The 24789-nt window shown below is 65.6% G+C and carries 25 protein-coding genes; 12 read left to right on the forward strand and 13 right to left on the reverse strand.

Annotated features, from left to right (window positions below; translation table 11 throughout):
* The first annotated feature begins 315 nt into the window (after nt 1-315).
* Nucleotides 316-537: a DUF7569 family protein gene (locus DPQ64_RS11255; RefSeq protein WP_115864443.1), complete on the forward strand. Its 222-nt coding sequence runs from the start codon at nt 316-318 to the stop codon at nt 535-537.
* A 583-nt stretch (nt 538-1120) separates the two neighbouring features.
* Here the strand turns inward: DPQ64_RS11255 and DPQ64_RS18790 are convergent.
* From DPQ64_RS18790 to DPQ64_RS11270, 3 genes are all read right to left on the reverse strand, one after another.
* A complete protein-coding gene (locus DPQ64_RS18790) occupies nt 1121-1516 on the reverse strand; it encodes a hypothetical protein (protein ID WP_157971672.1) in 396 nt (131 codons plus the stop codon).
* A 119-nt stretch (nt 1517-1635) separates the two neighbouring features.
* Nucleotides 1636-2214, reverse strand: coding sequence for a hypothetical protein (locus DPQ64_RS11265; protein ID WP_157971673.1), 579 nt, complete (start codon nt 2212-2214; stop codon nt 1636-1638).
* Nucleotides 2215-2386: 172 nt separating this feature from the next.
* Nucleotides 2387-3718, reverse strand: a complete 1332-nt coding sequence (locus DPQ64_RS11270) for an MFS transporter (RefSeq protein WP_115864446.1) — start codon at nt 3716-3718, stop codon at nt 2387-2389.
* 128 nt (nt 3719-3846) lie between these two features.
* On the opposite strand from DPQ64_RS11270, the gene DPQ64_RS11275 reads away from it, so the two are divergent.
* The 5 genes from DPQ64_RS11275 to DPQ64_RS11295 all read left to right on the forward strand — a co-directional run bounded on the left by DPQ64_RS11275 (nt 3847) and on the right by DPQ64_RS11295 (nt 9824).
* A complete protein-coding gene (locus DPQ64_RS11275) occupies nt 3847-5880 on the forward strand; it encodes a hypothetical protein (RefSeq protein WP_115864447.1) in 2034 nt (677 codons plus the stop codon).
* Nucleotides 5881-6333: 453 nt separating this feature from the next.
* Nucleotides 6334-7005, forward strand: coding sequence for a DUF7504 family protein (locus DPQ64_RS11280; protein WP_115864448.1), 672 nt, complete (start codon nt 6334-6336; stop codon nt 7003-7005).
* Between the two features lie 163 nt (nt 7006-7168).
* On the forward strand, nt 7169-8125 hold the full coding sequence (locus DPQ64_RS11285; RefSeq protein WP_115864449.1) for a succinylglutamate desuccinylase/aspartoacylase family protein: 957 nt from the start codon (nt 7169-7171) through the stop codon (nt 8123-8125).
* Between the two features lie 3 nt (nt 8126-8128).
* Nucleotides 8129-9274 carry a pyridoxal-phosphate dependent enzyme gene (locus DPQ64_RS11290; RefSeq protein ID WP_115864450.1) on the forward strand — a complete coding sequence of 382 codons (1146 nt, stop codon included), beginning with the start codon at nt 8129-8131 and terminating at the stop codon, nt 9272-9274.
* A gap of 19 nt (nt 9275-9293) precedes the next feature.
* Nucleotides 9294-9824 carry an NUDIX hydrolase gene (locus DPQ64_RS11295; protein ID WP_115864451.1) on the forward strand — a complete coding sequence of 177 codons (531 nt, stop codon included), beginning with the start codon at nt 9294-9296 and terminating at the stop codon, nt 9822-9824.
* 223 nt (nt 9825-10047) lie between these two features.
* On the opposite strand, the gene DPQ64_RS11300 is transcribed toward DPQ64_RS11295, so the two are convergent.
* Nucleotides 10048-11373, reverse strand: coding sequence for a tRNA(Ile)(2)-agmatinylcytidine synthase (locus DPQ64_RS11300; RefSeq protein ID WP_115864452.1), 1326 nt, complete (start codon nt 11371-11373; stop codon nt 10048-10050).
* A 150-nt stretch (nt 11374-11523) separates the two neighbouring features.
* On the opposite strand from DPQ64_RS11300, the gene DPQ64_RS11305 reads away from it, so the two are divergent.
* From DPQ64_RS11305 to DPQ64_RS11315, 3 genes are all read left to right on the forward strand, one after another.
* On the forward strand, nt 11524-12483 hold the full coding sequence (locus tag DPQ64_RS11305; RefSeq protein ID WP_115864453.1) for a transcriptional regulator: 960 nt from the start codon (nt 11524-11526) through the stop codon (nt 12481-12483).
* Nucleotides 12484-12697: 214 nt separating this feature from the next.
* Nucleotides 12698-13633, forward strand: a complete 936-nt coding sequence (locus DPQ64_RS11310; RefSeq protein ID WP_115864454.1) for a twin-arginine translocation signal domain-containing protein — start codon at nt 12698-12700, stop codon at nt 13631-13633.
* Nucleotides 13634-13637: 4 nt separating this feature from the next.
* Nucleotides 13638-15365 carry an outer membrane protein assembly factor BamB family protein gene (locus DPQ64_RS11315; RefSeq protein WP_115864455.1) on the forward strand — a complete coding sequence of 576 codons (1728 nt, stop codon included), beginning with the start codon at nt 13638-13640 and terminating at the stop codon, nt 15363-15365.
* A 115-nt stretch (nt 15366-15480) separates the two neighbouring features.
* Here DPQ64_RS11315 and DPQ64_RS11320 read toward each other — a convergent pair whose 3' ends face one another.
* The gene (locus tag DPQ64_RS11320; RefSeq protein ID WP_157971674.1) at nt 15481-16365 is read right to left on the reverse strand and encodes a cupredoxin domain-containing protein; all 885 of its coding nucleotides are present in this window, start codon (nt 16363-16365) and stop codon (nt 15481-15483) included.
* Nucleotides 16366-16686: 321 nt separating this feature from the next.
* Here DPQ64_RS11320 and DPQ64_RS11325 point away from each other — a divergent pair, with 321 nt between their 5' ends.
* Nucleotides 16687-16875 (forward strand): hypothetical protein, encoded by a 189-nt coding sequence (locus DPQ64_RS11325; RefSeq protein ID WP_115864457.1) that lies wholly within the window; start codon nt 16687-16689, stop codon nt 16873-16875.
* 22 nt (nt 16876-16897) lie between these two features.
* Here the strand turns inward: DPQ64_RS11325 and DPQ64_RS11330 are convergent, their stop codons facing one another.
* The 4 genes from DPQ64_RS11330 to DPQ64_RS11345 form a co-directional block, all read right to left on the reverse strand.
* Nucleotides 16898-17155, reverse strand: coding sequence for a glutathione S-transferase N-terminal domain-containing protein (locus DPQ64_RS11330; RefSeq protein ID WP_115864458.1), 258 nt, complete (start codon nt 17153-17155; stop codon nt 16898-16900).
* A gap of 252 nt (nt 17156-17407) precedes the next feature.
* A complete protein-coding gene (locus tag DPQ64_RS11335; protein ID WP_368276072.1) occupies nt 17408-18808 on the reverse strand; it encodes an arylsulfotransferase family protein in 1401 nt (466 codons plus the stop codon).
* Between the two features lie 74 nt (nt 18809-18882).
* Nucleotides 18883-19176, reverse strand: a complete 294-nt coding sequence (locus tag DPQ64_RS11340) for a hypothetical protein (protein WP_115864459.1) — start codon at nt 19174-19176, stop codon at nt 18883-18885.
* 119 nt (nt 19177-19295) lie between these two features.
* Complete coding sequence (locus tag DPQ64_RS11345; RefSeq protein WP_115864460.1) at nt 19296-20768, reverse strand: NCS2 family permease; 1473 nt, start codon at nt 20766-20768, stop codon at nt 19296-19298.
* Between the two features lie 261 nt (nt 20769-21029).
* Here DPQ64_RS11345 and DPQ64_RS11350 point away from each other — a divergent pair, with 261 nt between their 5' ends.
* Nucleotides 21030-21290, forward strand: coding sequence for a hypothetical protein (locus tag DPQ64_RS11350; RefSeq protein WP_115864461.1), 261 nt, complete (start codon nt 21030-21032; stop codon nt 21288-21290).
* Nucleotides 21291-21330: 40 nt separating this feature from the next.
* Here the strand turns inward: DPQ64_RS11350 and DPQ64_RS11355 are convergent, their stop codons facing one another.
* From DPQ64_RS11355 to DPQ64_RS11365, 3 genes are all read right to left on the reverse strand, one after another.
* A complete protein-coding gene (locus tag DPQ64_RS11355) occupies nt 21331-22047 on the reverse strand; it encodes a phosphoribosyltransferase family protein (protein ID WP_115864462.1) in 717 nt (238 codons plus the stop codon).
* A 222-nt stretch (nt 22048-22269) separates the two neighbouring features.
* Nucleotides 22270-22833 (reverse strand): orotate phosphoribosyltransferase, encoded by a 564-nt coding sequence (gene pyrE / locus DPQ64_RS11360; protein ID WP_115864463.1) that lies wholly within the window; start codon nt 22831-22833, stop codon nt 22270-22272.
* A 75-nt stretch (nt 22834-22908) separates the two neighbouring features.
* Nucleotides 22909-23307, reverse strand: a complete 399-nt coding sequence (locus DPQ64_RS11365) for a winged helix-turn-helix transcriptional regulator (RefSeq protein WP_115864464.1) — start codon at nt 23305-23307, stop codon at nt 22909-22911.
* Nucleotides 23308-23461: 154 nt separating this feature from the next.
* Here DPQ64_RS11365 and DPQ64_RS11370 point away from each other — a divergent pair, with 154 nt between their 5' ends.
* Entirely contained in the window at nt 23462-23866 is a 405-nt protein-coding gene (locus DPQ64_RS11370; protein ID WP_115864465.1) for a DoxX family protein, read from the forward strand.
* A 290-nt stretch (nt 23867-24156) separates the two neighbouring features.
* Here the strand turns inward: DPQ64_RS11370 and DPQ64_RS11375 are convergent, their stop codons facing one another.
* Nucleotides 24157-24702 (reverse strand): CDP-2,3-bis-(O-geranylgeranyl)-sn-glycerol synthase, encoded by a 546-nt coding sequence (locus DPQ64_RS11375; protein ID WP_115864466.1) that lies wholly within the window; start codon nt 24700-24702, stop codon nt 24157-24159.
* Nucleotides 24703-24789 lie beyond the last annotated feature (87 nt).

Here is a 24789-nt window from a genome sequence, read left to right on the forward strand (position 1 = left end):
ATTTAAAATTTGGTAATCTATATTCGATTCAACGAGTTCAGTCGTTTGAAATACATTGGCCATCCGTCACGATAGCGGCTCGGACCAGCGGTGTTCAGCTACGTGCGGTCAGATCCTGCTTCGCTCGGTGAATCAACTGATAGTTCTGGTGTCTGCGCGAGTGAAACGAGCACGTGCTCGTCACGAGCGAAGCGACGTGAGGGTGTCGAGCCCGCCGAGGGCTTTCGGAGACGTCTCACTGACTCCACTACCGTATCTGAATGCGATTCCGAACTATCGCCAACACCTATATGTCAGCCCCACACACCCACACGCATGACCGACGACGAGGACGAGCCGTGCAACGACTGTCGCGAGCCCGTCTCTGATGCGCTGGCCCGGACCGTCCGGCTGACCGTCGACCGCTCGCAGATCGACAGCCAGCGGCTCTGCCCGGAGTGCTTCGCCGAGTGGATCGACCGCTACGAGTCCGAGATGCAACCCGACCCGGACCACACGCTCGTCGACGACCCGGACGCCGACATCATCGTGGACTGAACTAGCGGATTGCCGAACCCCTCTGTATCGAGTGGAAACCGCCCGACTGCGGGCCACTCCTCGCCACACGTCTCCTCTCGAAAGGCACCTACCGACCGGAATATAGCTCTCTGGAGACGCCCCCTATCGGTCGGCCTCGACGGTCGTCGAACCCCCTCGTTTCGGGTGTACGATCGCAGTACGGCACCGGATTTGTGGGAATCGTGCGGTCTTACGAAACCGACCCCTGTGTGGGAAGTAACAACACGGGTGGGTGACGAACTGCTTCGGAACTCGTGACCCTGACTGGTCGCTCGGCGCTCGGAACTGGGTGGACGATGCCCGACCCGAGGACGTTGACGAACCGCGCCGCGGCCACCACGAATACAGCGCGGTCGAACTCGCGGACATCGGACAGTGAGGCCCGGAACGGCATCTATGGGCCGGTAGCGACGGATAGAAGAAATGGATTCGAGAACCGGAACGGGTCGCTACTCGGCCATGTGGTATTGTACCGGGGTCGACCTGATAGCCCTTTGGCTTTTCAAGGGCACTCGCGCAGATCCATTGCTGCCCGCCTAGTCTACTTGGTCCGCACGCCCGTTCACGGCGCAACGAGTGCGTCTCCGTAGATCGGGACCATGTACAGGAGCAGCAAAGACGCACCGACGAGTGCTGCAACCGTAGTCGCCCGTTCGACTCTGGAAGGGCTACTGTATCTGGACGTAACGAGGACGGACGTGACGAGACCGATCAACGCAACCTGCAGGACCATCTCTACGTACGAGGCGTAGATTCCGGGGCGCCCGGGTCGAAAGATCAACACCGTCAGAACCGCCGAGGAGAGGGTCACTACTCCTGCCGCTGCTGTTAACGGCGTTCGAAGACCGGCCGCTCTAGCTATCGTGGCAGTTAGATAGCCGTTGAGAACGACTCGTAACCCGATTATCGTCGCGAGCACACCAGGGTTCGACGAGGTGGGGAAGAGCCAGTCAAGCATCGTTCGAAGTTCCGATACGGGAGTCCGACAGTGCGCTCTCAGGGGCGTTCCTCGCCGCCCCATCACTCGAATATACAACTGTTCCGATGTGTCTACTCATCTGATTGTTTTTCGTGGCGTCAGTATATAACCTCGAGGTCGCCGTCCGACGACGAGAAGTCATCACCGTTTCCGACGCTCTCGCTCGACGACGAGTATCCAAGCCCTTCCCACGTGTCGACGAACTTGTCCCGGGCATCGTCGAACCGCCACTGCTCGTCACCGGGGGCGATACCGTGGTCCGCCGGATCGCGGTGGGCGGCTCCGACGACTTCGTGACCACCGTAGTAATCGTCGGGGATGTTGTACAGTCTGCCGTGCCACTGTTCTCCGGGAACCAGCCCTGCTTCCTCTTTGATGTGCTTGTCCTCTGATTTTTCCACGTCGCCATTGCTCGTCTCGTATCCGACGTACGACGAGAAAGACGGGACGTAGATACTACCCCATCCGTCGTCGAGCATGTCCTGTTTGACGTTTTGGGCAGTAAAGTCACCGTCGTACCACGTGACGTTGATCGGCCCGGTCTTCTCGTCCAGATCTCCGCTACTGTACGTGTAGAGCGGCCCGTTGTAGGCCGATGGAGAACTGGCGACGGATGCGTCCCGATCTTCCGCTCGTTCGCTCGCGATTCGCTCTTTCTCCAATTTTTCGGCATGCATATGTTGTTCGAACGTGCCGAGTATCGCGTCATCATCGTACGAGATCGTGAAGGCCCTATCGGGGTTGCGGTACTCCTCAAACGATAATTTTGATGGAAGTCACACAGCCCTACGTCGATGACTACGTAAAGAGCGACGGTGGCGCTTCGCACGAAACGGCCCACCCATCGGCCTACCGATACGCCTCGAACTCCTCGCCGAACAGGAGGAAGTATCCCGTCCCGACCAGTCCGACCGCAGCGGCGATCGTAAAGGCGACGTCCGGGCTCACGAACTCCCAGAGGTAGCCCCCGAGCGCGGCGCTAGGGATGACCACGGTGTTTCGGAGCAGGTAGTACGTGCCCGTCACGCGACCGCCAGCGCCCCGTTCGGCGGGACCGACGATGAGCGCCTTGTGCGAGGGCAGACCCGCGAACCGGAGTCCGGAGAACGCGAACACGAGGACCATCGCGGTCGCGCTCGCCGGGGCGTTGATGAGCACGACCGGGAAGACGGCGTAGACCGCGAACCCGAGCGCGACCACGGGCTTGAGGCCAACGTACTCGGCGGCCTTCGCGGCGGGTGCCATCACCAAGAGCGCCACCAGCATCTCCACGCCGAGCAGGTAGCCGAACAGGGCCTGGGGCGAGAGGTCGAGCGCGTAGGAGAACCCGGCCAGCGAGACGGTCGCGTTCAGGCCCACTTCGCGGAACTGGGTGACCACCAGCACGAAGAACACGTACACCATGCCGTTGGCGAACCGGACCAGCGTGTCACCGACCAGCAGCGGTCGGAGTTCGTCGGGCATCTCCCGGAGGTCGCGCCGAATTTGGTCGACGCCCCCGAACGAGTCACCGATGGTGTCCTCGCTGGCGTCGTAGCGGACGTGCTGGACGACCGTCCCGAGCGCGCCGAAGACGACCCCGACCGCGAGCACGTACTGGAAGCTGACCGTGAACTCGGGATGGAGGCCGATGAGGACCGCCGCGAGGACGGGGCCGACGAGGAACGCGGTCCGGCGGAACGTCTCGGTGCTGGCGAAGCCCGCCGCGAGCCGCGAAGGGTCGGTCGCCTGCTTGACGACCGCGAAGGTGGCACCGAGGCCGAACGACTTCCACGCTTGTGCGAGGAGCAGGCCGACGAAGATCCAGAGCCACGGCTCGACCGTCACCCCGCCAACGGTGAACGCGCCGACCGCGGGCGCGACGAGCCAGACGGCGAAGCCGACGGTCGAGAGGAGTCCGAACACCGTCAGCGCGTACCGCGAGCCGATCCTGTCCGAGACCGCGCCGCCCGGGTAGGGGTAGAGCGCGGAGACGACGTTCCCGAAGGTCCCGAACAGCCCGACGACGAATCCGGAGGCACCCAGTGCGACCATGTACTCCGGGAGGAACCGGCTGGTCATCTGGAAGCCGAGGCTGAAGGCGAACATCGCGAGCGAGAGCACCAGCACGTCGCGCTGGAGGCCGAGGAACTGCCGGAACGCGTCGATGGGTCCCGCGGCCTCCGCCTGCTCTCGGGCCATGCGGGAGTAATTGGAAGGAGGTGTCAAAAACGGTGGGGTCGAGCGGTGGCCGGCGGGCCACAGCACCGGGCGATTTTGCCGGAATGACGAGTGGGGTATAAGTAATTTCAGTCACTACGCGTTCGACAATGAACCCGGAGTTTACGGCGCTCGTCGATTCCGACGGGGTCCGGATCACCGACCCCATCGAGCGGACGCAGTTCGACCTCCACGCGCCGGCGGCCGTCTCGCCGGGGCGAACGGACACCGACGCGTTCTACTTCCCGGTCGACACCGCGATCTCGGTCCGGACGCCGTGGCTCCGGACCACGAAGGGACTCGACGTGTACGCTCGAGACACTGACGGGAACATGGTGGGCGAGTCCAGCGGCGGCTCTCGCCTCGACCTCCCGGCCGACGCGTACAATCTCGAACTCGCCAGCACGCAGATGAAGGTGTACCTCGCGGTCGAGAGTGAGATCAGCGTCTCTGGCGACCCTTCGGCGGTCGACATCTCGTTCGGCGGAGAGACGCGGGTCGAGATCGGCGCGCGGTCGCTGCACGAGCAGCCGGCGGGAACGATTACTGTTCCAGATGACGTCGGCGCGACGATGGACGCCGTCTCGCTGCTCGGCTCCGCACTGAAGACGACCACGTGCGAGCGGTCGTTCCCCTCGCTGCGGGGGCACCCACCGCTGGTCGAACCCGGCGAGAGATTCACGGTGGAGGGTGACATCACTCGCCCGGAGACGGGCGTCAAGATTCAGGTCCCGGAGAAGCGCGAGGCCGTCTACGAGGTCGCGCCGCTGGCGTTCTACCTCGGCGCGGACGTGGTGCCGGGGCGCGAGCCACGGCTCATCACCGACGACTTCGAGTACGCGCTCGATGCGCCGGGCGACCTTCAGCAGGGCATCAATCAAGTGCTCCAGCAGGTGTTCTTCCTCGACTGCGTGACTCGCACCGAGGGCTACTATCAGGTCGACTTGCGGGAGCGGGCCGACCTCGAACCACACGTGGACCTCGACTTCGCCACTCTCTACGGTGCGCCGCTGGCCGAGCAGCTCCGCCGGTACCTCGACGTTCCGTTCGAGGTGGTCGAACCCCACCTCCCGCGGTGGAAGGTGACGATGGACGTGTCGCCGACCCACGAGAACGTCGCGGTGCTCCCGTTCGCCGCGGACGAACTCGCGGTGGTCCGCTGTCCGGACGACCCGGACCCCTCGAAGGTCGAACCGGAGCCGGAGGTGTTCGAGACGTTCTACCGTGGCGCGGGCGACAGCACCCTGTCGGCGGACGTAATCCACCCCAAGCCGGCCAACTCCATCGAGCAGGTCTGGGTCGGTGAGGAGATGCCCATCGGCGCGAGCAAGGCGACGCCGGAGTCGCTGAAGCGCCGCCTCGACGTGACGCCCAAGCACCAGATCACGGTGGACGTGGTCTGCAACGACGACCGCATGCGCGAGGAGGACGTGGTCGGCGACATCTACGGGACGCGGGACCTCTACGAGTTCAACGTCACGGTCCACAACGACGTGACGACTGCGGGGCTTCGGAACCTGCTCAAATCCGACACCGACTTCCTCCACTACATCGGTCACGTCGACGACCACGGCATTCGCTGCATCGACGGCATGCTCGACGTGTCGACCATCGAGGAGTCGGGCGTTCGTGCGTTCATCCTGAACGGTTGTCGGTCGTACGAGCAAGGCGAGCAGTTGGTCGAGAAGGGGAGTCAGGTCGGCGTGGTCACGCTAACGAAGGTCGGGAACGAACCCGCAACGGACGTGGGAACAGAACTCGCGCGGTTGTTAAATTATGGGCTCACCTTTGCAGGAGCGGTTGCCGTGATTATGGAGGACAAGCAAAGACAGTACACTGTATTAGGGGATGGTGGGGTTGAGTTAGTAAAGACGAAGTGTGGGATACCACTTGTAATACACATCGAGCGAAATGGCAGTGGATACTCGACGGAATTCCACGCTCATGCGACCACGAACTACTCGATGGGGTCTCTCATGAGTAATAAGTTCGGCAACTCACCAGTTCGGACTCTGGGATCGAGCGTTCTACAGAAACAGTTCGATAGTGATGGCCTCCGCGAGTGCCTAAACAGCGGGAAGAATCCAGTTAAGGTTGATGGCGAACTCTTTTGGAGCGACGAGATTTCTATTGATACTATTTAGGGGCCAGCTGTTCCGCACTGGATGCAGTCGGATGGTGTTGGTGCTTCTGACAGATAAAAACCCATCAGGAACAGCATTTCCACTAACTTTGGGTGCCGTCTCAATCGTGCAAGAATCCAATCTTTCATCATATACCCATTCATCCCCCTGACCAAAAAATACTTTCATTAGAAAATATACTAAAAATTCTGTAGCTGTTTTATATCTGGTTTCGATCCACATCTCGACTAGCGATTTGTATTTTCTGTCAGCCGGTTACGGCCTCTACTCATCTTGCTGGCCGGGAAGCGTGGACGTTCAAATTCTGACGCGCAAGAGCGCCCCTGACTGGAAGACGGGCCAACACGCGCAGAGAAATCCACGCCTGCTTAAACGTATCTCAACTACCTCTGGCGCTTGATTGCCGAATTAGATACAAAATTTTAAACCATTCGTCCGTCTCCGTGCTGGTGAATGAACAACGGACCGGACGTTCCCCCTGCGGAGTTCACCGACCGGTTGCAGACACTGAAACAGCGCGGCTGTAACATCCTTGTGACCGGCACGGTCAGCGAGGAGGTCTCCCAGCGGATGACCCGGAAGCTCCTCGGCGAACCCGAGAACCCGCGAGCCCGCATCCTCGCGCTCACCGATCAGGACCGCGAGGACGCGCCGGATCTGCTGCCCGACAGCGTCGCACCGAGCGACGAGAGCGTGTCCGTCGTCGACGTCGGTGGCACTCGGTCGGCGACCGCCACGTCGCCGCCGGAGGCCGGGGCTGCGTGGCATCGGGATGGCATCGACGAGCTACGGAAGAGGGTCTGTGACGCCATCGCGACCGCGAAGATCTCCCAGTCCGGATTCGAGCCGGCGCAGCTCCGCGTCTCGGTGTTCACCCTCTCATCGCTCGTGAACCAGTACGATCCCGCGGCAATCGAGCAGTTCGTGAGCGCGCTGGGCGACCACGTCCGCGGTGCACGGGGGATGGCACACTTCCACCTCCCGGTCGCCGACGACGCCGAGGCGGTCCGCCGACTCGCGCCGCTGTTCGATGTTCGCATCGAACTCCGTGAGACGAACGGCCTGCCCGAACAACGGTGGCACTTCCCCGACCGCGACGTCTCGACTTCGTGGGTCGGACTGTAACTTCTGGGCACCGTCGATACGCGTCGTGTTCTCCGAGCAGTCTCGACGGCGTGGTTCGACGCGGCTGCCCCAGTCTTCGTCTCTGTCCTCTCAACTGCGCGCCGCGCCACCCAGTTCGCCGAGACCGAACTGCTAAAGGGCGTGTGGGCGTCGGTTATGGGTAATGAAGGCGCTCGGAACGGCGAGTGCGGCCCCCGGGGAGTTCGACACCGGGCGGCTGCAGGTCGGCGAAACGCGTGACGGGAGCGAGTTCGGGCTTCCCGTCGCTGTGCTCAACGGGGCGGCGGACGGACCCACGCTGTACGTACAGGCGGTCAGCGACGGCGACGAACTGAACGGGCTCGGCGTGCTCCAGCGGGCCATCCCACAGATCCCACCCGCAGAGCTGTCGGGCACCGTCCTCGTGACGGGCATCGTCAACTATCACGCGTTCCAGGTGGCCGAGCACCGCAATCCCATCGACGACACGAAGATGAATCGCACCTACCCCGGCGACGAGTCGGGCACCGCCAGCGAGCGCATCGCGGCCGCCACTTTCGACGCGGCCTCGCGGGCCGACCTCGTGCTCGACCTCCATCAGGGCTCGACCAGCCGGATGATAAACGAGGTTCGAGTCCGCTGCGGGCAGCGTCACCGGCTCCACGACGAGTGTCTCGAACTCGCCAAGGTGTTCGGCTGCGGCAACGTCCTCGACCAGAAGGGCCCCGACGGTCAACTCGCCCGCGCCGGGCCCGACGAGGGCGTCCCGACCGTCGACCCCGAACTCGGCGGCTGCGTCGGCTGGGACGAGGAGAGCATCCAGTACGGCGTCGACGGGCTGTTCAACGTCCTGCGCTACTACGACTTCCTCGACGGGGAGGTGGACCTCGAACCCCAGACCCGCGCGCAGGGGTTCGACCGCTACGGCTCGCCGGTCGGCGGCCTCGTCGACTTCCAGCGGGACCTCGGCGACCGGGTCGAAAGCGGCGACGTGCTGTTCGAGGTGACCGACCCGTTCGGCCAGCGCAAGGCCGAGGTGACCGCCGACGACGACGGCGTGTTCTGGCGTTCGCGGCGGCTCCCGCAGGTGGCGACCGGCGAGTACGTCTGTTCGGTCGGCACCGACGTCGACGAGTACTGACCGATGGCAGCTGATCCTGACTCGCCGTCCGATCTCTCCTGCCCCGACTGCGGCCGCACCTATGCCGCCGGTCCCGACGAGCCGTGGCGCTGCGACTGCGGCCATCCCCTCGAATTCGCGGACCACCCGCTCCCCGATTCCTCTGCCACCGACGGTTCCGCGCCCGACTTCGCGGACCTCGACACTCGCGAGGGGCTGTGGGCGTTCGCGGACTTCCTGCCAGTCTCGCCGGAGGTCACGCTCGGCGAGGGGTTCACTCCCCTGCAAGACGCCGAGGAGACCGACTGGGAACCGAACGTCCAGCTCAAGCTGGAGTACGTCTTCCCGTCGGGGAGCTTCAAGGACCGCGGCGCGACCGCGACGCTCTCGCGAGCCGCGGAGCTGGGCGTCGAGACGGTGGTCGAGGACTCGTCGGGCAACGCGGGCGCGGCCATCGCCCAGTACGCGGCGCGGGCCGGCATCGACGCCGAAATCTACGTGCCGGCCGACGCCAAGCAGTCGAAGCTCGCGGCCATCGAGCGCGTGGGCGCGACCCCGGTGAAGGTCGAAGGCTCGCGCCAGGACGTGACCGACGCCTGCGTGACTGCTGTCGAATCAGCCGACACCGACGCGTGGTACGCCAGCCACGCGTGGAACCCGGCCTTCTTCGCGGGCACCGCGACGTTCGCCTTCGAGGTGGCGGCCCAGGGCGACTGGGAGGTGCCGGACGCGGTGGTCACGCCGCTCGGGCACGGAACGCTGTTCCTCGGAGCGTATCGGGGCTTCCGCGCGCTGAAAGACGCCGGCTGGACCGACCGGATGCCCCGACTGCTGGGCGCGCAGGCCGCCGGCTACGCGCCCATCGCTGCGGAACTCGGTGGTCCCGACGAAACGGCGGGCGACAACGCGGTCGCCGACGGCATCCAGATCAGAGAGCCAGTGCGGAAAGACCAGATCCTCGACGCCATCGAAGCGACCGACGGCGACGCCATCGCGCTCGGTGCCGATCCCGTCGCGGACGCGCTCGACCGACTCCGGCGCGGCGGATTCTACGTCGAGCCGACCTCGGCGGTCGCGCCCGCCGCGCTCGCAGCGTACCGCGAGCGCGGCGTGCTGGACGCCGAGGACGAGGTGGTCGTTCCGCTGACCGGGAGTGGTCTCAAGTCGTGATCCGGAGGACCGACGACCGATGACCACCTACGCCGCGAACTTCTGTCCGCAGTGCGGTACGGCGCTCGTCACCCGCGCGGTCGACGGCCGCGAGCGACAGTTCTGTCCGGACTGCGAGCGCGTGGTCTGGCGGAATCCGGTCCCGTGCGCCGGCGTCGCGGTCGTGTCGGACGAGGGCGTCCTGCTGACCGAGCGCGCGGTCGACCCCGGTCGCGGCGAGTGGGCCGCGCCCGGCGGCCACCTCGAATTCGACGAGTCGCTACGGGAGGGCGCGGCCCGCGAACTCCACGAGGAGGTCGGCGTCCGGGTCGACCCGGACGACGTGACCCCGCTCGACACGTTCGCGGTCGAACAGGCCGACGGCAAGCGCATCGTCTCCGTGGGATTCGCGGTCCGGCGTGAGGACACCGAGGGCGACCCCTACGCGGGACCGGAGGTCGCCGCAGTCGAGTGGCTCACGCCCGAGTCGTTCGGTGAGAGCGGCGAGGTGTTCCACCCGCCCCACGGCGAGCGGTTCGAGAAGGCGTGGGATGAGTTCGGGCCCGAGTGACCGCGGTTCGCTTCCACTTGGCTTTCTCGCGGCGCTATGCGGTGTGGTATCCCGTTAGCGTTGGAGTAGCTAACCCGGAGTTCCCGCAGGTGCGAGTGAACAGCAAGACGATGCTATCTGCTGCTTGAGCCTCGGCGTAACCGCACAGCACCGCACCCGACCCCGTTCGGCACGCACTGCACTCACACGCGCCCCGTTCAGCACCGCTTCTACGCGTCCCAAATTACTTCTCCGGATGAATCGGCGCGTCGAACTCGCCCCGGACCAGCGGCTTGGCGATGTGTCGCCGCGCTTCCGGGGGAACCTCGTACCACCCGACCTCCAACTCCCGCTCGACTTCGCGCTCGACCTTCCCGTCGGCGGTCGTTCCGCAGTCCCGACACCGGTAGCCCTGCCCGGCCCCGGCGCTCTTCATCGACCGGTCGCAGTCTGGACAGTCGGGCGTGACGAGTTCGGTCCGGTTCAGCTCCCGTACCGCGAACTTCTCCAGCTTCAGGGTCCCCTCGCTCACCTCGCCGCAGGCCGTGATGCGGTCGCCGGGTCGGAGGTCCCGCACCCGGTCGCGGAAGCGCTTGGTGGGCTCGAAGGCGGCGCACTGGAGTTCGTCGCGCGCTCCGTCCTCGCCGTCGGTGCGGGCCGCGAGCCCGACGAACACGTGGCCACCACGTCGCGTCTCGGGCGCGGTCGCGACCGCGCCCGAGACGCGATAGCTTCGGCCGTCCTCGACGCCGGGAAACGTCGGATCCTGTCGGTCGGCATCCTGGAGGTGGGCGTCGGTGCCCTGGTTCGTCACGAAGACGGCTCGACGCTCGACCGGTTCGCTCTCGATCATGCGGGCGACGCGGCGGACGCAGTCCGCCGAGTCGCCCCTGATGCCGTGGAGGATGGGGCCGGGCGTGTGCGGTACGCAGACGAGTTCGCCCGTCTCGCGGTCGACGGTGTCCCACACCTCGGGGTAAGCCGCGTTTGCGGCCGCGAAGACGGATTCGGCGTCGACTTCACGCGGGGTGCCGACGCGCTCCGACTCGCGGTAGGAGATGCACTCGTAGGTCCAGTCGGGCGCGCCGATCTTCCCGCGGCCTCGCTTCCATCCCGCGCTCAGATAGCCCGCATCGGCGATTCGCGCGTCGGCCTCGGCCACCGAGAGATGGTCCCGGACCGCTTCGCGGGCGAAGTCGGCGACGGATTCGGGCACCGCCTCAGGATCGGTCGGCGCGATGACCTCGGTATCGCCCGGTGGGACAACCTCGGGGTCACCCGGTGCTACGACCAGCCCCGGGTTCGTCCTTGGGTCGTCGGTCTCCGCAACTGCGTCGATCTCCTCGCGAGCGATTTCGAAGGCGTCCTCGGGGTCGGCGTCGGTGTGAATCGCGAGCGCGGCGTTCCCGCGGGTCTTGTGCTCGACGGCTGGATTGAGCCGGACGAGGAGCAGTCGCTCGACGGCCGCCGCGGACTCCTCGCGGAGTCGCTCGGCGATGCGGGCCGCGAGGTAGGTCGTACACATTCCCCGCTCGCGCGAGTCGGTGTCGTCGACGCCGATGACGGTCACGCCCGAGCGTACGCGCGTGGCGGATTAAACGACTTTCGGAGCGCCCCCTCTTCTGGTATCAATGTATCGCTCGGTTCGTGGCGAATCGCAAGACTCCATCGGGTCACGGTTGGCGGAACGTATATATAGGGGACTCACTTACATGCGGGTATGTCCCGGTCTGCACTGGTCGGGAACGTGACCGCCATGCTGGAGGACGCGGGGTTCACCGTAAGCGACCGGTGCGCGATCCGACCCAAGAGCTTCGACGTGGCCGCGCGGCGCGGTCGCGACCTGCTCTTGCTGAAGGTCCTGGCGAACGTGGATGCATTCGACGACGCGACGGGTTTGGAGATGCGCCGACTCGGGGAGTACCTCGACGCGACCCCGCTGGTCGTCGGGCTCCGGACCCGTGACGAGGAGCTGGAGCCGGGCGTAGTCTACTTCCGGCACGGCGTCCCCGTGTTCAGTCCCGACACCGCGATGGAACTGTTCGTCGAGGGTATGTCGCCGCTGGTGTACGCTGCGCCGGGCGGCCTCTACGTCAACATCGACGGCGACGTGCTCCGCGACGAGCGCGAGAAGCGCGACTGGAGCCTCGGCCAGCTCGCCAACGAACTCGGCGTCTCCCGGCGCACCGTCTCGAAGTACGAGGACGGCATGAACGCCAGCGTCGAGGTCGCGCTCGAACTCGAAGACATGTTCGAGGACGACCTCACCAGCCCGGTCGAGGTGCTCGACGGTGCCGAGGAGGTCCGCGAGGGCGACCCCACGCCCGAGGACCCCGACCCCGAGGACGACGACGAGCGCATCGTCACGGTGCTTACCCGCGCCGGCTTCGAGGTCCACCCGACCGTCCGCGCGCCGTTCAAGACCGTGAGTGAGGACGACGACAACGAGAAGAGCGTCCTGACGGGCCACTCGGCGTTCACCAAGACCGCCGAGAAGCGCGCCCGCATCATGTCCTCCATCGGCGAAGTCGCCCACACCCGCTCGGTGTACTTCGTCGACGAGGCCAAGCGCGAGAGCGTCGACGGGACGGGACTGGTCGAGCGCGCGGAACTGGAGAACATCGACGACCCGGACGAGTTGCGGGACCTGATCCGCGAGCGCGGCGAAGAGCCCGCGTAACGGCGTTCCCCGCTCCGTCTACTGACTTCTTGAGCGAAACGTGGATTACCCCGTTCTAATCCTCGATTTATCGAGCGTATCCCGTTATTTTCCACCGACGGACGAACGCCCGACGGGTACCGCTTCGATTACGAACCGTCGGACTGCACTATTGTCGTCTTACGGCGCTAAACGATAATCTCGGTTTTTGGCTCGATAGCTCGCACCCAGCGACATGGCGTACGAGAACAGACAGCACGTAACCGACGAACAACGCCGGGACTTCCTGAAGGCCCTCGGCGTCGGTGGAGCGGTCGCCACGGGCGCGACACTGGCGGACGTTCGCCACGCGGTATCGGGGGAGTCGGCCACCGAGGAACTCGCGCCCGTCGGACAGGCGATACGCAGCAACCTCGGCGGACAGCTCGATTCCGGGGTAATCCGGAGTCGGGAGACCGAACTCGTCGGGGCGCTGGAAGCGCTTCCTGCGCTCGCGGAGTCCGGCGTCGGCGAGGAGCCGGGCGACGATTTCGCGCGAATTGCCGCGGCGGGACGACCGCTGTACGACCACTTCGCGGAGGTGGGCTTCTTCGAGGCCACGAGCGACAACCTCCCGGCGTTCACGTACGACTACCTCACTGAGAGCGTGTCGGCGTTCGTCGGCTCCGAGGTGACGGCCGAACCGCTCTCGAAGGTCGGCCTCACCGAGCAGGAGGCGGTCGACCTCGTGGCGAGCGTCGTCACCGACGCCGACCAGCTCAGACACAACCACTGGGTGGTCAGCCCGGACATCTCCCGGGAGGACGTGGAGGATGCCGCCGCGCTCCCGCCGCTGACGAAGGGCGCGATGGGTGGCGCGATGCTCTGGCTGGAGGACCTCGACGCCAAACTCTGGCGCTGGCAGACCATGCTCACGGACGGGGCGCTCGCTGACGCCGAGTGGCACGCTCGGTCGATGGCGGCGGGCTTCCAGCTGGTGAACGAGGGCGCGAAGGCCATCGCCGACGAGTCGGCTGCCTTGTCGGACGGCGAACTCGGCGCGATACTCTCGACCGGGTTCGCGATGCAGGCGCTCGCTCAGAGCCTGCTCCCGCAGGACGTGTACTGGATAACCGAGGAGATGCGCGACGAACGGCGAACCGACCTCGAGATGGTAACAACGGAGTTCTAGAACCATGAGCGAAGAATTCGACTTCGACCGGGAACTCGACCCCTACGTCGACGCGATCGACATGGGCGCACGACCGAACTACGTCGGTGTCGGCGAGGTTAGCTACGAGGAGCGAATCGTTCAGAACCGGCGACCGCCCGAACTGGCGGTCACCGACGAGATGATCGAGCAGGACGCGACCAACCCCGACTCGTGGCTGACCTACAACAAGGGACTCGAAGAGCAGGGCTTCTCGCCCGCGAACGGCCTCACGACGGACAACGTCGACCAGTTGAGCCGGGAGTGGGTACTGAGCACGGATAGCTCGGGCCTCCAGACCGACCCCATCGTCGTCCCGACCGACCCGCCGGCGATGTACGTCACCCAGAACAACCAAGTCGTCCAGTGTCTCGACGCCCGAACGGGCGACACGTTCTGGCGGTACGAGTATCCGATGCCGGAGGACCCCGACTACGAGCCGCTGCCCCGCGACCGCGGCGCGGTGGTGTACGGCGACAACGTGTACTTCGGCACCGCCGTGATGAGCATGCTCGCGCTGAACCGGTACACCGGCGAACCCGTCTGGGAGACCGACGGCCTGACCGAAGAGCAGTACCGGAACTACCCGTATCCGTGGGTCGGCTACGGCTTCGCACAGGCACCGCTGGCGTACGACGGCAAGATATTCGCGGGTCAGTCGGGCGGCGATTCCTCGCCGCCGGGGTGGACGTACGCGCTGGCGTTCGACGCCGAGAGTGGCGAGGTGATGTGGGAGACCAACCTCGTGCCGAAAGACCAGTGGATCGGCGAGACGTGGCGTCACGGCAACGGGTCGGCGTGGATGACTGCTGCCTACGACACCGAGACCGACACGCTCCTGTGGAACACCGGCAACCCCGGACCGATGCTCAACGGACTGGTGCGTCCGGGACCCAACCAGATGACCGCCGGCATCGTCGCCATCGACGCGACCACCGGCGAGGTGAAGTGGAACGACCAGATGGTCGCTCACGACATCTGGGACTACGACGGCCAGTTCACCCCGCAGATCGCCGAGATGGAGGTCGACGGCGAGGCGACGCGGGTCGTCATCGCACCGCACAAGACCGGCTGGGCGTTCGTCTACGACATCGAGACCGGCCAGCTTCTCACCCGTAGCGAGCCGTTCGCCAAGCAGGACGGCAACTTCCTCGGGATGCACCCCATCGGCGAGGAGAACGGGAGGGTCTTCTTCCCCGGGACCGCCGGCGGGGCCGAGTGGTCGCCCGACACCTACAGCCCGCGGACCGGGCTGGAGTACATCGGCGCGAACGACGCCGGTCACAAGGCCTGGATGGAACTCGGCTGGGAGTACGGCGTGGAAGCCACCACGGGCGGCGGCACCGACGTCCCGCCGGGGCTCGGCGAGGACGTGTTCCACGAGGCGTACGTCAGGGCGGTCGACCCCGCGAGCGGCAAGGTCGTGTGGGAACACCAGCTCCCGGACGTCAACCCCGAGTGGGGCATGTGGCGGATGTGGACCGGCGGCACGACGGCCACGGCCGGCGGCCTAGTCTTCCACGGTTCCTCAGGCGGTGACCTCATCGCGCTCGACGACGAGTCGGGCGACCGCCTGTGGCGGGACGACACCGGCGGTCGCATCACCGCCTCACCCGTCACGTGGCTCGACCCCGACGTGGGCAAGCAGTACGTTTCGGTCGCGTCGGACGACGAGATCGTGACGTACTCGGCCGACGTGAGCGGCGACGGATAGCCACCGTCGGCGAAAGCGGCTGCCCGCGTTCCCTTCGTCGTCGCTCGCGTTCCGTTCGTCGTTGCTGTTCTTCGTCGCTCTTTCGGAACTAACGGTGAGAATCGAGGACTGGCGGTCAGTCGTCCGACTGGCGCGACAGCGCGGCCAGTCCCCCGAACACGCCACCGAGCGTGGCGAGAACGCCGAAGCCGGGGGCGCTCGCGACCTGCCGAACGTCGTTCGGCGAAACATCGCCCGCCCGGTTGTCTTGCGTTTCGTTGCCTTGCGTCTCGTTTCCGACTCCCCCGTTCTCCTGTCCGCCGACCTGCTGGGTGGTCTGCGTTCCGTTGGTCCCGTACGTGAGATTGCCCCGAGCCGTTCCGTTCCCGGTCGAGTCGAACCGCTGCTGGCGGCTCTGCTGGAACTGCTGCAGCTGCGACGTGTTGTTGGGGTAGTCCTGCCCGCCGAGACCGACGGGTCGCGAGACCTCGATCTCCCCGGTGACGTTTCCGGTAGCGTTCTGGCCGCCCTCCGGTTCCATCTCGGTCTGGTTCGTCAACTGCGTCTCGTTGACGGGTTCGAGCTGCTGTTCCTCGACGAGTTCGACGTTCCCTCGCATCGACGTGGGGTGGACCTCGCAGTAGTATTCGGCCATGTTCTCGCTGGCGGTGAACGACACCACCTGGGTCGCGTCCTGCGTGCCGATGATGTCCGAAGCGACGACGGCCTCGCCGTCCGAATCGAGTACCACGAAGTTGTGGGGCTGCCCGTCGACGTTCGTCCATCGGACCCGGTAGTCCTGTCCGGGGACGAGCGGAAGCGTCGGATTCGTCTCGCCCGCTATCGACTCCGGTGCCACACCCCGCCACCCCGGCGTTCGCCCGCCGAGGACGATCAGCTGTGGCCCGTCCTGCCGTGCGCCGACCAGCCCTGCCACCCCGCCGAGCGCGACGGCACCGGCCGTCGCTTGCAGGAACGTTCGACGAGTAGAGCCGTCGTGAGCGTCGGTGTCCCGTGTCATGCTATCTCCCAAAAACCGTGTGTGGTAACGGCTCTGCCGTCCATAAACCGCCACCATCGTTTTCCCGGTTGTCGACTATTGAACTCGCAGACGCGTGACCGTTTAATCGTTCACGCGGGAGTGGGTGACGTATAGTGGAATTATCGATTCGCACGAACGGACGCCAAGCGAAAGCTCGTATTTCCGCGCCGAAACGGTCGCCGGTCGGACGAACTCATCGGCGTGGCGGACGGAACGTCTCCGTTCCGTCGGCGAGGTCGCGTCCGATAGCGCGGTAGACCGGGGTCGACATTTTTACGAGTCGCGTCCGAACCTCTCGTCGTGACTCGCAGTTGGCACGAGGGTCCTGAGCAAGGCTGGAAACGAGCGGCCGTCGGTGGCATCAGCGGTGGGGCCGGATTCCTGATCGCGAAGTCCTTCGTCGGCGACGGCGGCTTGGAAATAGCGGTCGCCACCGGGGCGGTCACGCTCGTTCTGATGCTGGCTATCAGCGCTGCGGTGGCCCGATAGTTGACCTGATCGCTGGCCTTAGTTACGCCGCGCTCTCGCCGTACGTCTCTTCGAGGTACTCCAGGATGTCGTCGCTCTCGGGCATTCCCTCGACGCCGTTCTCCTCGTCGACCAGCACGGGGACGCCGGTCTGACCGCTGACCGCCTCGACCTCGTCGCGCTGGGCGTGCGAGGACGGGACCGAGTGAGATTCGTAGTCGAGGTCGAGTTCGTCGAGTTTGTCCACGACCTTCGCGCAGTACGGGCAGCCGTCGAGTTCGTACAGTTCGAGGTTCGCCATGTCCGTGCGTAGTGGTTTCTGCGGCAAGAACGTGGTGGTCGGGGAAGGGGTTGACGGGATTTCGTCGTTGGTCCCGTTGCGGTTACTCCTTTGTGTCGGTAGTAGTAATGTCAGAATTTCTCCGCGGAAATCGACGCTACCACGAAGCTAGCTACTGCTTGGCCTCGGCGTGACCGCACCGCAACCGCACCGCGACCGCGGGCCGCAGACCTCCCCAGCCTCCTGCGCTTCTCGGCCTTCGGCCTGCGATTCTCACTCGCCGACCTTCCGCACCCGACTCACGGCGCGCGACACGCCGTTCCGAATCCGCTCGCGCTGGTACACCGCCTCGCCGAGTCCCCACGCGACCAACAGGATGCCGCCGAAGATGGCGCTCAGGAACTCCCAGCCGGTCATCCACACCGGGCGGATCCACGGGGTGACGTGGGCCCACGTGCGGGCGAACGACTCGGCCTGTCCGGCGACCGGCGTCCCCTCGAACGTCTCGACCAGCCAGAACGAGACGCCCTCGCTGTCCGAGACCGAGAGGCCGCTGCCGCTCAGGTCGTAGTTTCCGGACGCGTTCACGTCCGCGATGGTCGGCCCGCCGGGTTCGTCGCCGAGCTGGACGCGCTCGACGTCGTAGGGGGCCCACGGCGCGTGGAACTCCCAGACGATCTCGCCCTCCGGCGTGGTCTCGAACACGCGCTGGTTCATCGTGTCCACGACCAGGGTGTTGCCGTTCGGCAGCCGGTCGGCGTCGCGGGGCCAGCTCATTCCCGCCGAGCCGAGGTTCCACGTCCTGTTCCACTCGCCGTCCTCGCCGCCCTCACGCTCGTACTCCACGATGCGGTCGTTCTCGCTGTCGGCGACGAGCACGGTCGGGTTGCCCTCGTCACTCTCCATGTACATCGGATTGTGCTGCTCGTAGAGGGTGTCGTAGTCGCCGTCCGAGCCCAGTTGCATGTCGATCTCGTTCGTCGAGCGGTTCACGACGACGACCTGATCGAAGTTGCGCGGCGACACCAGATACTCGCCGTCGCCGATTTTGTCGATGTCGTTGACGTGGGTCCAGTCGTTCTCGGGCCCGCCCACGCTTCGGGGGTAGTGGTTCTCGAAGTGCCACTCCCAGACGATCTCGCTCTCGCCCCTGTCGTAGACGAAGATGCGGTCGCCCTTGTTCGACTCGCGCATGTTAGCGACCAGCAGCTGGTCGCCGTTGACGAGGTCCACGTCGTGAGTGTCGTGGATGTCGAGGCGCTCGGTCCACACCCGCTCTTGGGTGTCGGGGTCGAGTTCGTACACCAGCGTCTCGCCCTCCGCGGTCGCGGTCACGAGCAGGTGCCCGTTCTCCAGCGGGTCCACGTCGTAGAACCACGTCGCGTCGAATCCGGAGCCGTTGTGGACCCACTCGACCTCTCCGCGCGGGCCGACAGCGACGAGGCGAGCGGGCTTGTTCTCGTTGGCCATCCCCTGGAAGTGGAACCCTTGGATGGAGATGATGGTCGTCCCGTCCGCGGGCTCGTCGACCGACGCCCGGAGGTTGGTCGGGTCCTCAGTCGTGGTGACGTACCCCACACCGGAGATGGTCGCGGGCGCGACCAGCGCCAGACAGAGGAGGGCGACGACGCCGCGGACGAACCACCTGCGGGGGAGCGAACGAATCGGAGTCACGTTCGGTTCCACGCGGGGGAGGGGGATTAAAATTGGTGGGACAGTTCGTGCTCAGACCGGTAGATGGCTCCGAATCAGACCGGCAGCCGGTCCGCGAACGACTCGGCTTCCGCCTCGGTCACGCCGTAGCCGGTCACGCGTCGCCCGTTGCGGGTAAAGGAGGTGTACTCGGGCGACATCACGCCGACGACCTTCGAGACGGGGATGGAGACGTAGTCGTACTCGTCGGTCGCCACCTGGTCGAAGCCGACCACCCAGTCCCAGTCCTCGATGACGAACGCGGCGTCGACCTGCGTCGCCTCCTCGTCGGCGTAGTAGATCTTCGCGATGGGGTCGGCGTCGCTCGGGTAGCTCTCTGTATCGCTCATTGTCGAACAGACTATCGACAAGTGACGTAATAACTGTTTCCGAAGCGAGACAGAGACACGCACGTAGCGAAAGAGCGACACGAGCTGCGCCTCGCTTCCAAAACCGGAAGACGGCCCGATTAGACGGCTCCCTGAAGGATGCCGCCCGTGCGGACGAAGAAGTAGAGGACGAACAGCGCCGCGAGCACCCAGTGGCCGAGGCGCGTGTCGTCGAGTTCGCCCGCGGCGAGCTTGACGACGGGGTACGAGACGATTCCCGCGGCGATGCCGTACGCGATTGAGAAGGTGAAGGGCATCACGAAGATGGTGAGGCCAGCTGGGATGGCGTAGGTGAGGTCGTTCCACGCGATCTCGGCGACGTTCGACAGCATGATGATGCCGACCACGACGAGCGCGAGGTGGGAGGCGTAGGATGGGACCGCGACCGCCAGCGGGACGAGCGCGAGCGAGGCCAGAAAGAGCAGCGCGACCACCAGCGCGGTCATGCCCGTCCGGCCGCCCTCGTCGACGCCCGTCGCGGACTCCACGAAGGTCGTCACGGTCGAGGTACCGAGTATCCCGCCGATGGTGGTACCAATCGCGTCGGCCATCAGTGGCTTCTCGATCTCGGGGAGGTTGCCCTCCTCGTCGAGGAACCCGGCGGCCTGCGAGACGCCGGTGAGCGACCCGGCAGTGTCGAAGAAGTCGACGAAGAAGAACGTGAACACGACGAGCGCGAACGAGAACGCCTCGATGTTCGCCAGTCCGTCGAGGAACGCGCCAGCCAGCGGCGCGATGTTGTAGCTCGCGGCGTCGTAGGTGATCGGCGCATTCGGCGCGAGCGCCACGTCGAGGAGGTTGACCCCCATCTCCTCCAGCGCGGGTGAGTCGGCGGGGTACGCCGAGTAGCCCAGTGCGGACGCGGCGTAGCCCAGCAGCGAGGTGAGGACGATGCCAGCGATGATGGAGCCGCGGACGCCGCGGGCGTAGAGTGCGAGCGTCAGGAACAGGCCGAGGACCGAGACGACGGCCACGGGGTCGGACGCGAACACCGGGTTGAACGTGACGAACGTCGCACCGTCGCCCGCGACGACCCGCATCTCCTCCAGTCCGATGATGGCGAGGAACAGGCCGATGCCCGCGCCGACCGCGAGTTTGACCGGTTCGGGGAACAGCCGGATGATGTACTTTCGCGCGCCGATGGCGGTGAGCGCCATGAAGACGATGCCCTCCACGACGACCGCGGCGAGCGCGACCTGCCACTCGATGCCGAGGCCGAGGACCACGGTGAACGCGAAGAAAGCGTTGAGCCCGAGTCCGGGCGCTTGCGCGAACGGTCTGTTGGCGTACAGCGCCATCACCAGCGTCGCGGTAGCGGCCGAGATGAGAGTGACGACCGCGATCATCTGGAAGGTTCGCTCGGGGCTGACGCCGTCCAACTGGATGGCCGCCGAGAGGATCTCCGGGTTGACCACGACGATGTAGCTCATCGTCAGGAACGTGGTCACGCCCGCGAGAATCTCCGTCCGTAAGTCTGTGCCGTGCTCGTCGAAGCCGAAGTACCCCGCGAGTCCGCCCGCGGAGTCTCCGCCGCTGGGGTCCTCAGTTCCCATGATACACGAACGGGCATACTCACCAAACCGTACTTAATGGTTCTCATCGAATTCGAGCAGATATGCACAAAAGTGCGTACCTACGCCGGATATGGCCGAAAATTAGACGCATTTTCTGCATAGTCGTGTCTAGCTTCCGGTCGATTGCCATCCGGGCGTCTGCGCGCAATCCCTTCTCGAAACTCCCGCAGATACTAACCAAAGATTCTAGAAGAAAATTTTAACTTTATTCAAATAAAAATATCTGCCGCGCCTCTAACGGTGCGTGACAACAACGTGCGCAACTCGATCAGAATCCTACTCGCGGTGACGGTCGTGGTATCGATACTGTCGCTCTCGGTGGCGGCGACCGCCGGGAACGCGAACGCAGCCGAGTGCATGAGCGTAAACGACGCATTCTCCCCGGACTGTGGCGGCGACGACGATGACGGCGGCGGCGGTGGCGGCGGCGGCTGTCTCTGTCCGGTCGATCTGAACGAGAACTTCGACCGGTTCTCGGTCGACGCACCGCAGCCAGTCTGAAACGCCCCTTTTTCGACTGCGAGCAGCTACGGATCGACGGCTACTCCTCGAACGTCGTGAGCGCGCCGACCGGCGCGTCGGTCAGGCCCTCCGCACGCTCTAACCCCGTCTCGCCAGCGGCGATGAGCGCGAACACGCCCACAACGTCGGCGTCCGCGCGCTCGGCGATGTCGAGCAGCAGTTCCTGCGTCTCGCCCGACCGGATGAGGTCGTCGACGACCAGCACGGTCTCGCCGGCACCGATGGACGAGGCGGGCAGGTAGTAGGTGAGTTCGATGCCCGAAGCCAACCGCTGGCGGGACTCGATGAACTCCTCGACCGCGGTCTCCTTGGACTTCTTGGCGTACGCGACCCGCGCGTCGAAGTAGCTCGCCATCGCCGCGCCGAGGGTGATGCCGTCGGTCGCCGCGGTCAACACCACGTCCGGGCGCTCGAAGTCCAGCGACTCGGCCGCGACCGGGGCCACGAGGTCGAGGAACGACTGGTCGAACACGACCGCGGAGTTGTCGACGTACCCCTCGTCGTCCCGGCTGACCCGCGATTCCAGTTCTGCGGCGAGTTCGTCGCGGCCGACGCCCTCGACTACGTCGCGGGCTCGATCTACGCTCGGCAGCACGTGGCCGTTGACGTAGCGGTTCAGGTCGCCCGCCGGGAGGCCCGTCACCTCGGCGAGTTCGTCGTAGGTCCGGGTTTCCTTGAGCATCCGGAGGACGGCGACCGCCTGTAGCTGGAGGGTCGCCTTCTCTGCGCGGTTCATGCCATCCTCGAAACAGTCCACGAACTTGAATACCCCGAAAGCTTGCAGCGAGATTTAGCGCAGAGATGCGTAACACTGTGGATTCTCGACGGAGCGCGAGTTCGCCGGGACTGAGGACGGGATGCGAACTCGACGGGGACTGAGGATGGGATGCGAACTCGATGCGGCGTGAGCGCGACTCGCCGAGTCGCGCTCACGCCACATCGGGCAGTTTGGTCGGGGTCACTCCGCGTCGAGGAGTTCGGTCGCGGTCAGCAGCGACTCCAGTTCGACGCCGTGGTCGGCCAGATTCTCGGCCGCGCCCTCCTCGCGGTCGACCACGACGAGCACGCGCTCGACGGTCGCGCCCGCATCGCGCAGCGACTCGACGGCGTCGACCGCGCTCTGGCCGGTCGTGGCGATGTCCTCGAGCACGACCACCTCCTCACCCTCGGCCAGATTTCCTTCGACGAGGTTCGCGGTGCCGTACTCCTTCTGCTGCTTGCGGACGACGACGTAGGGTCTGCCCGTCTCGACGCTGGTGACCGCGACGAGGGGCACCGCGCCGAGCGCGACGCCCGCGAGCTTGGTATCGCCCGCGACGGCGTCGAGGCCGTCCACTCGCTCGGCGAACGCCTCGGCGATCAGTTCGAGGCAGTCCGGGTCTGTCTCGAACAGGTACTTGTCCACGTAGTAGTCGCTGGTGCCGCCGTGCGAGAGTTCGAACTCGCCGTACTGCACCGCGTCCGCGGCCCGGAGCGCCGCGACGAGTTCCTCGTTCGTGTCGCTGGCTTCGTCGTCACTCATCGTCCGGAGTGGGGACGCCCCGAGTCAAAAGCGGTTCCGTTCGGCTCGGCCGGTCGTCTTCCTACCTGCACTCGCTCAGTCGTCCGCCGCTTCGGCGGTCTCGGTTTCGGCGGTTCCGCTCTCGCCCTCGCCGGACGCGTCGACCCAGTCGTCGGCCCACGACTCGAGTTCCTCGAACACCGGGCAGAGCTGGCGGCTCTTCTCGGTGAGGCTGTAGTAGGTGGCGATGGGCCGGTCCTCGACCCGGCGGTTGACCAGCCCCGACGCTTCGAGGTCGTCGAGCACCCGCGACAGCGTCCGGGAACTCGCGCCGGTCGAGCGCTGGAGTTCGTTGAACCGCTTCTCGCCCTCCTGCAGGTCGTTGAGCACGACGAGCCGCCACTCGGAGCCGATCTGCTCGATGGCCTCGACCACCGGACAGGCGTCGGCGTTCTTCTCCTCGGCGGTGTCAGCTCGTGAAGTTGTCGACGACATCGGTGATAGCTACTGACAATATTGTCGCCAAGAGTACAAATAGGTTCCGGTGTGAAGTAGGTAACGTAATGCAACCAAGTGTTCGAGTTACAGTCCAGAACCGCGAACCGACCGCTCGCGAGACGACTGCCTCGTCCGCGGAGGTGAGGTACTGATGGCTATCGAGACCGTCAGCCCCGCGGCGTTCCTCGTCGGCAGAGTGCTGTTCGGCGGCGTGCTCGCGTTCATGGGCCTCAACCACTTCATGCAGGCCGACGGGCTGGCAGGCTATGCCGAGATGAAGGGCGTCCCGGCTCCCAAACTATCGGTGTACCTCTCCGGCGCGCTCCTCGTAGTCGGCGGCGCGTCCATCGTCCTCGGCGTCGCTCCCATCGCTGGAGCAATCGCTCTCGTGGCGTTCTTCGTGGTCAGCACGCCGACGATGCACGACTTCTGGTCGGTCGAGGACCCCGAGCAGCGTCAGTCCGAGATGAACGACTTCCTGAAAAACGCCGCGCTCGTCGGTGGCGCGCTCGTCCTGCTGGCGGTCGGCGGCGGGTCGTGGCCGCTGGCGTTGTAGGGGACATCTGTCACTCTGATTCTCACGATCCGCCGCCCGGTAATCGCGCTACTTCACCAGCATCGACTCCACCAGCACCAACTCCACTAGCACCGCCAGCGCGCCTCCGGCGCGCGCGCCAGCAGTTGTACCGCGAGCGAACGAACGTAAGTGAGCGGCCCAAGGAGCCCTCGAAGGCTCGCGCCGACGGCGCGAGCCTGAGGGGGTGACGCCGTGGTTTTGGTCGAGCTTTTGCCAGGCAGCCGGGCGCGCGTCTCGTCGCGCGCCCCGCGACCGCAGCAAAAGGTCGTTTACCAGGGCTCGTTCTTCAGCCCCAGCGCGTACGCGATGCCGTTCGTCACCAGATGCAGGACCGGCGTCGCCACGAACACGACCACCAGCACCGGCACAGTGAACACCTCGCCGAACCAACTTGGCGCGGCCAGAAACGCGAGCAGGAGTGCGAACACCACGAAGTCGAGCTGGTCGAGCCCCGGGAACGACGCCCCGCGCTCGCGGCCGGTCCGACGCTTCAGGAACGACGCCGCGATGTCGCCCAGCATCGCACCCGCCGCGAGCGCGAGCGCCGCGGCGAGGGGGAACGTCGGCAGGTCGACGCCCACTGCTGCCGAGACCTCGGGTGCGACCGCGTTCAGTCCGAGCGCCAGCGCCGCGCCCGCGAGGGTTCCGATTGCGGTCCCGCGCCACGTCTTGCCGTCGCCGAGGAGTCGCCGCCCGTTCCACGTCCGCCCGGCGTCGATGGGGCTGCCGCCGCCGGCCAGCACCGCGGCGTTGTTCGGCACGTAGGCTGGCAGCATCGCCCACAGCGCGACCGCGACGGTCTCGAAGACGCTCATGTCCGAATAGGCGAACGCCGGGGCCTTAAGAACCGGAGGTTCGAACCCCCGGCGTCTCGGCGCAGCGATTCGTCCGTTCCCGGCGCT

The organism is Halorussus litoreus (assembly GCF_003382685.1).
Taxonomy (GTDB): Archaea; Halobacteriota; Halobacteria; order Halobacteriales; family Haladaptataceae; genus Halorussus; species Halorussus litoreus.

Excerpts from the sequence above, each read along its gene's own strand:
- DPQ64_RS11255 (WP_115864443.1), top strand. The coding sequence starts at position 316 with ATGACCGACGACGAGGACGAGCCGTGCAACGACTGTCGCGAGCCCGTC.
- DPQ64_RS18790 (WP_157971672.1), bottom strand. The coding sequence starts at position 1,516 with ATGCTTGACTGGCTCTTCCCCACCTCGTCGAACCCTGGTGTGCTCGCG.
- DPQ64_RS11265 (WP_157971673.1), bottom strand. The coding sequence starts at position 2,214 with ATGCATGCCGAAAAATTGGAGAAAGAGCGAATCGCGAGCGAACGAGCG.
- DPQ64_RS11270 (WP_115864446.1), bottom strand. The coding sequence starts at position 3,718 with ATGGCCCGAGAGCAGGCGGAGGCCGCGGGACCCATCGACGCGTTCCGG.
- DPQ64_RS11275 (WP_115864447.1), top strand. The coding sequence starts at position 3,847 with ATGAACCCGGAGTTTACGGCGCTCGTCGATTCCGACGGGGTCCGGATC.
- DPQ64_RS11280 (WP_115864448.1), top strand. The coding sequence starts at position 6,334 with ATGAACAACGGACCGGACGTTCCCCCTGCGGAGTTCACCGACCGGTTG.
- DPQ64_RS11285 (WP_115864449.1), top strand. The coding sequence starts at position 7,169 with ATGAAGGCGCTCGGAACGGCGAGTGCGGCCCCCGGGGAGTTCGACACC.
- DPQ64_RS11290 (WP_115864450.1), top strand. The coding sequence starts at position 8,129 with ATGGCAGCTGATCCTGACTCGCCGTCCGATCTCTCCTGCCCCGACTGC.
- DPQ64_RS11295 (WP_115864451.1), top strand. The coding sequence starts at position 9,294 with ATGACCACCTACGCCGCGAACTTCTGTCCGCAGTGCGGTACGGCGCTC.
- DPQ64_RS11305 (WP_115864453.1), top strand. The coding sequence starts at position 11,524 with ATGTCCCGGTCTGCACTGGTCGGGAACGTGACCGCCATGCTGGAGGAC.
- DPQ64_RS11310 (WP_115864454.1), top strand. The coding sequence starts at position 12,698 with ATGGCGTACGAGAACAGACAGCACGTAACCGACGAACAACGCCGGGAC.
- DPQ64_RS11315 (WP_115864455.1), top strand. The coding sequence starts at position 13,638 with ATGAGCGAAGAATTCGACTTCGACCGGGAACTCGACCCCTACGTCGAC.
- DPQ64_RS11320 (WP_157971674.1), bottom strand. The coding sequence starts at position 16,365 with ATGACACGGGACACCGACGCTCACGACGGCTCTACTCGTCGAACGTTC.
- DPQ64_RS11330 (WP_115864458.1), bottom strand. The coding sequence starts at position 17,155 with ATGGCGAACCTCGAACTGTACGAACTCGACGGCTGCCCGTACTGCGCG.
- DPQ64_RS11340 (WP_115864459.1), bottom strand. The coding sequence starts at position 19,176 with ATGAGCGATACAGAGAGCTACCCGAGCGACGCCGACCCCATCGCGAAG.
- DPQ64_RS11345 (WP_115864460.1), bottom strand. The coding sequence starts at position 20,768 with ATGGGAACTGAGGACCCCAGCGGCGGAGACTCCGCGGGCGGACTCGCG.
- DPQ64_RS11355 (WP_115864462.1), bottom strand. The coding sequence starts at position 22,047 with ATGAACCGCGCAGAGAAGGCGACCCTCCAGCTACAGGCGGTCGCCGTC.
- pyrE (WP_115864463.1), bottom strand. The coding sequence starts at position 22,833 with ATGAGTGACGACGAAGCCAGCGACACGAACGAGGAACTCGTCGCGGCG.
- DPQ64_RS11365 (WP_115864464.1), bottom strand. The coding sequence starts at position 23,307 with ATGTCGTCGACAACTTCACGAGCTGACACCGCCGAGGAGAAGAACGCC.
- DPQ64_RS11370 (WP_115864465.1), top strand. The coding sequence starts at position 23,462 with ATGGCTATCGAGACCGTCAGCCCCGCGGCGTTCCTCGTCGGCAGAGTG.
- DPQ64_RS11375 (WP_115864466.1), bottom strand. The coding sequence starts at position 24,702 with ATGAGCGTCTTCGAGACCGTCGCGGTCGCGCTGTGGGCGATGCTGCCA.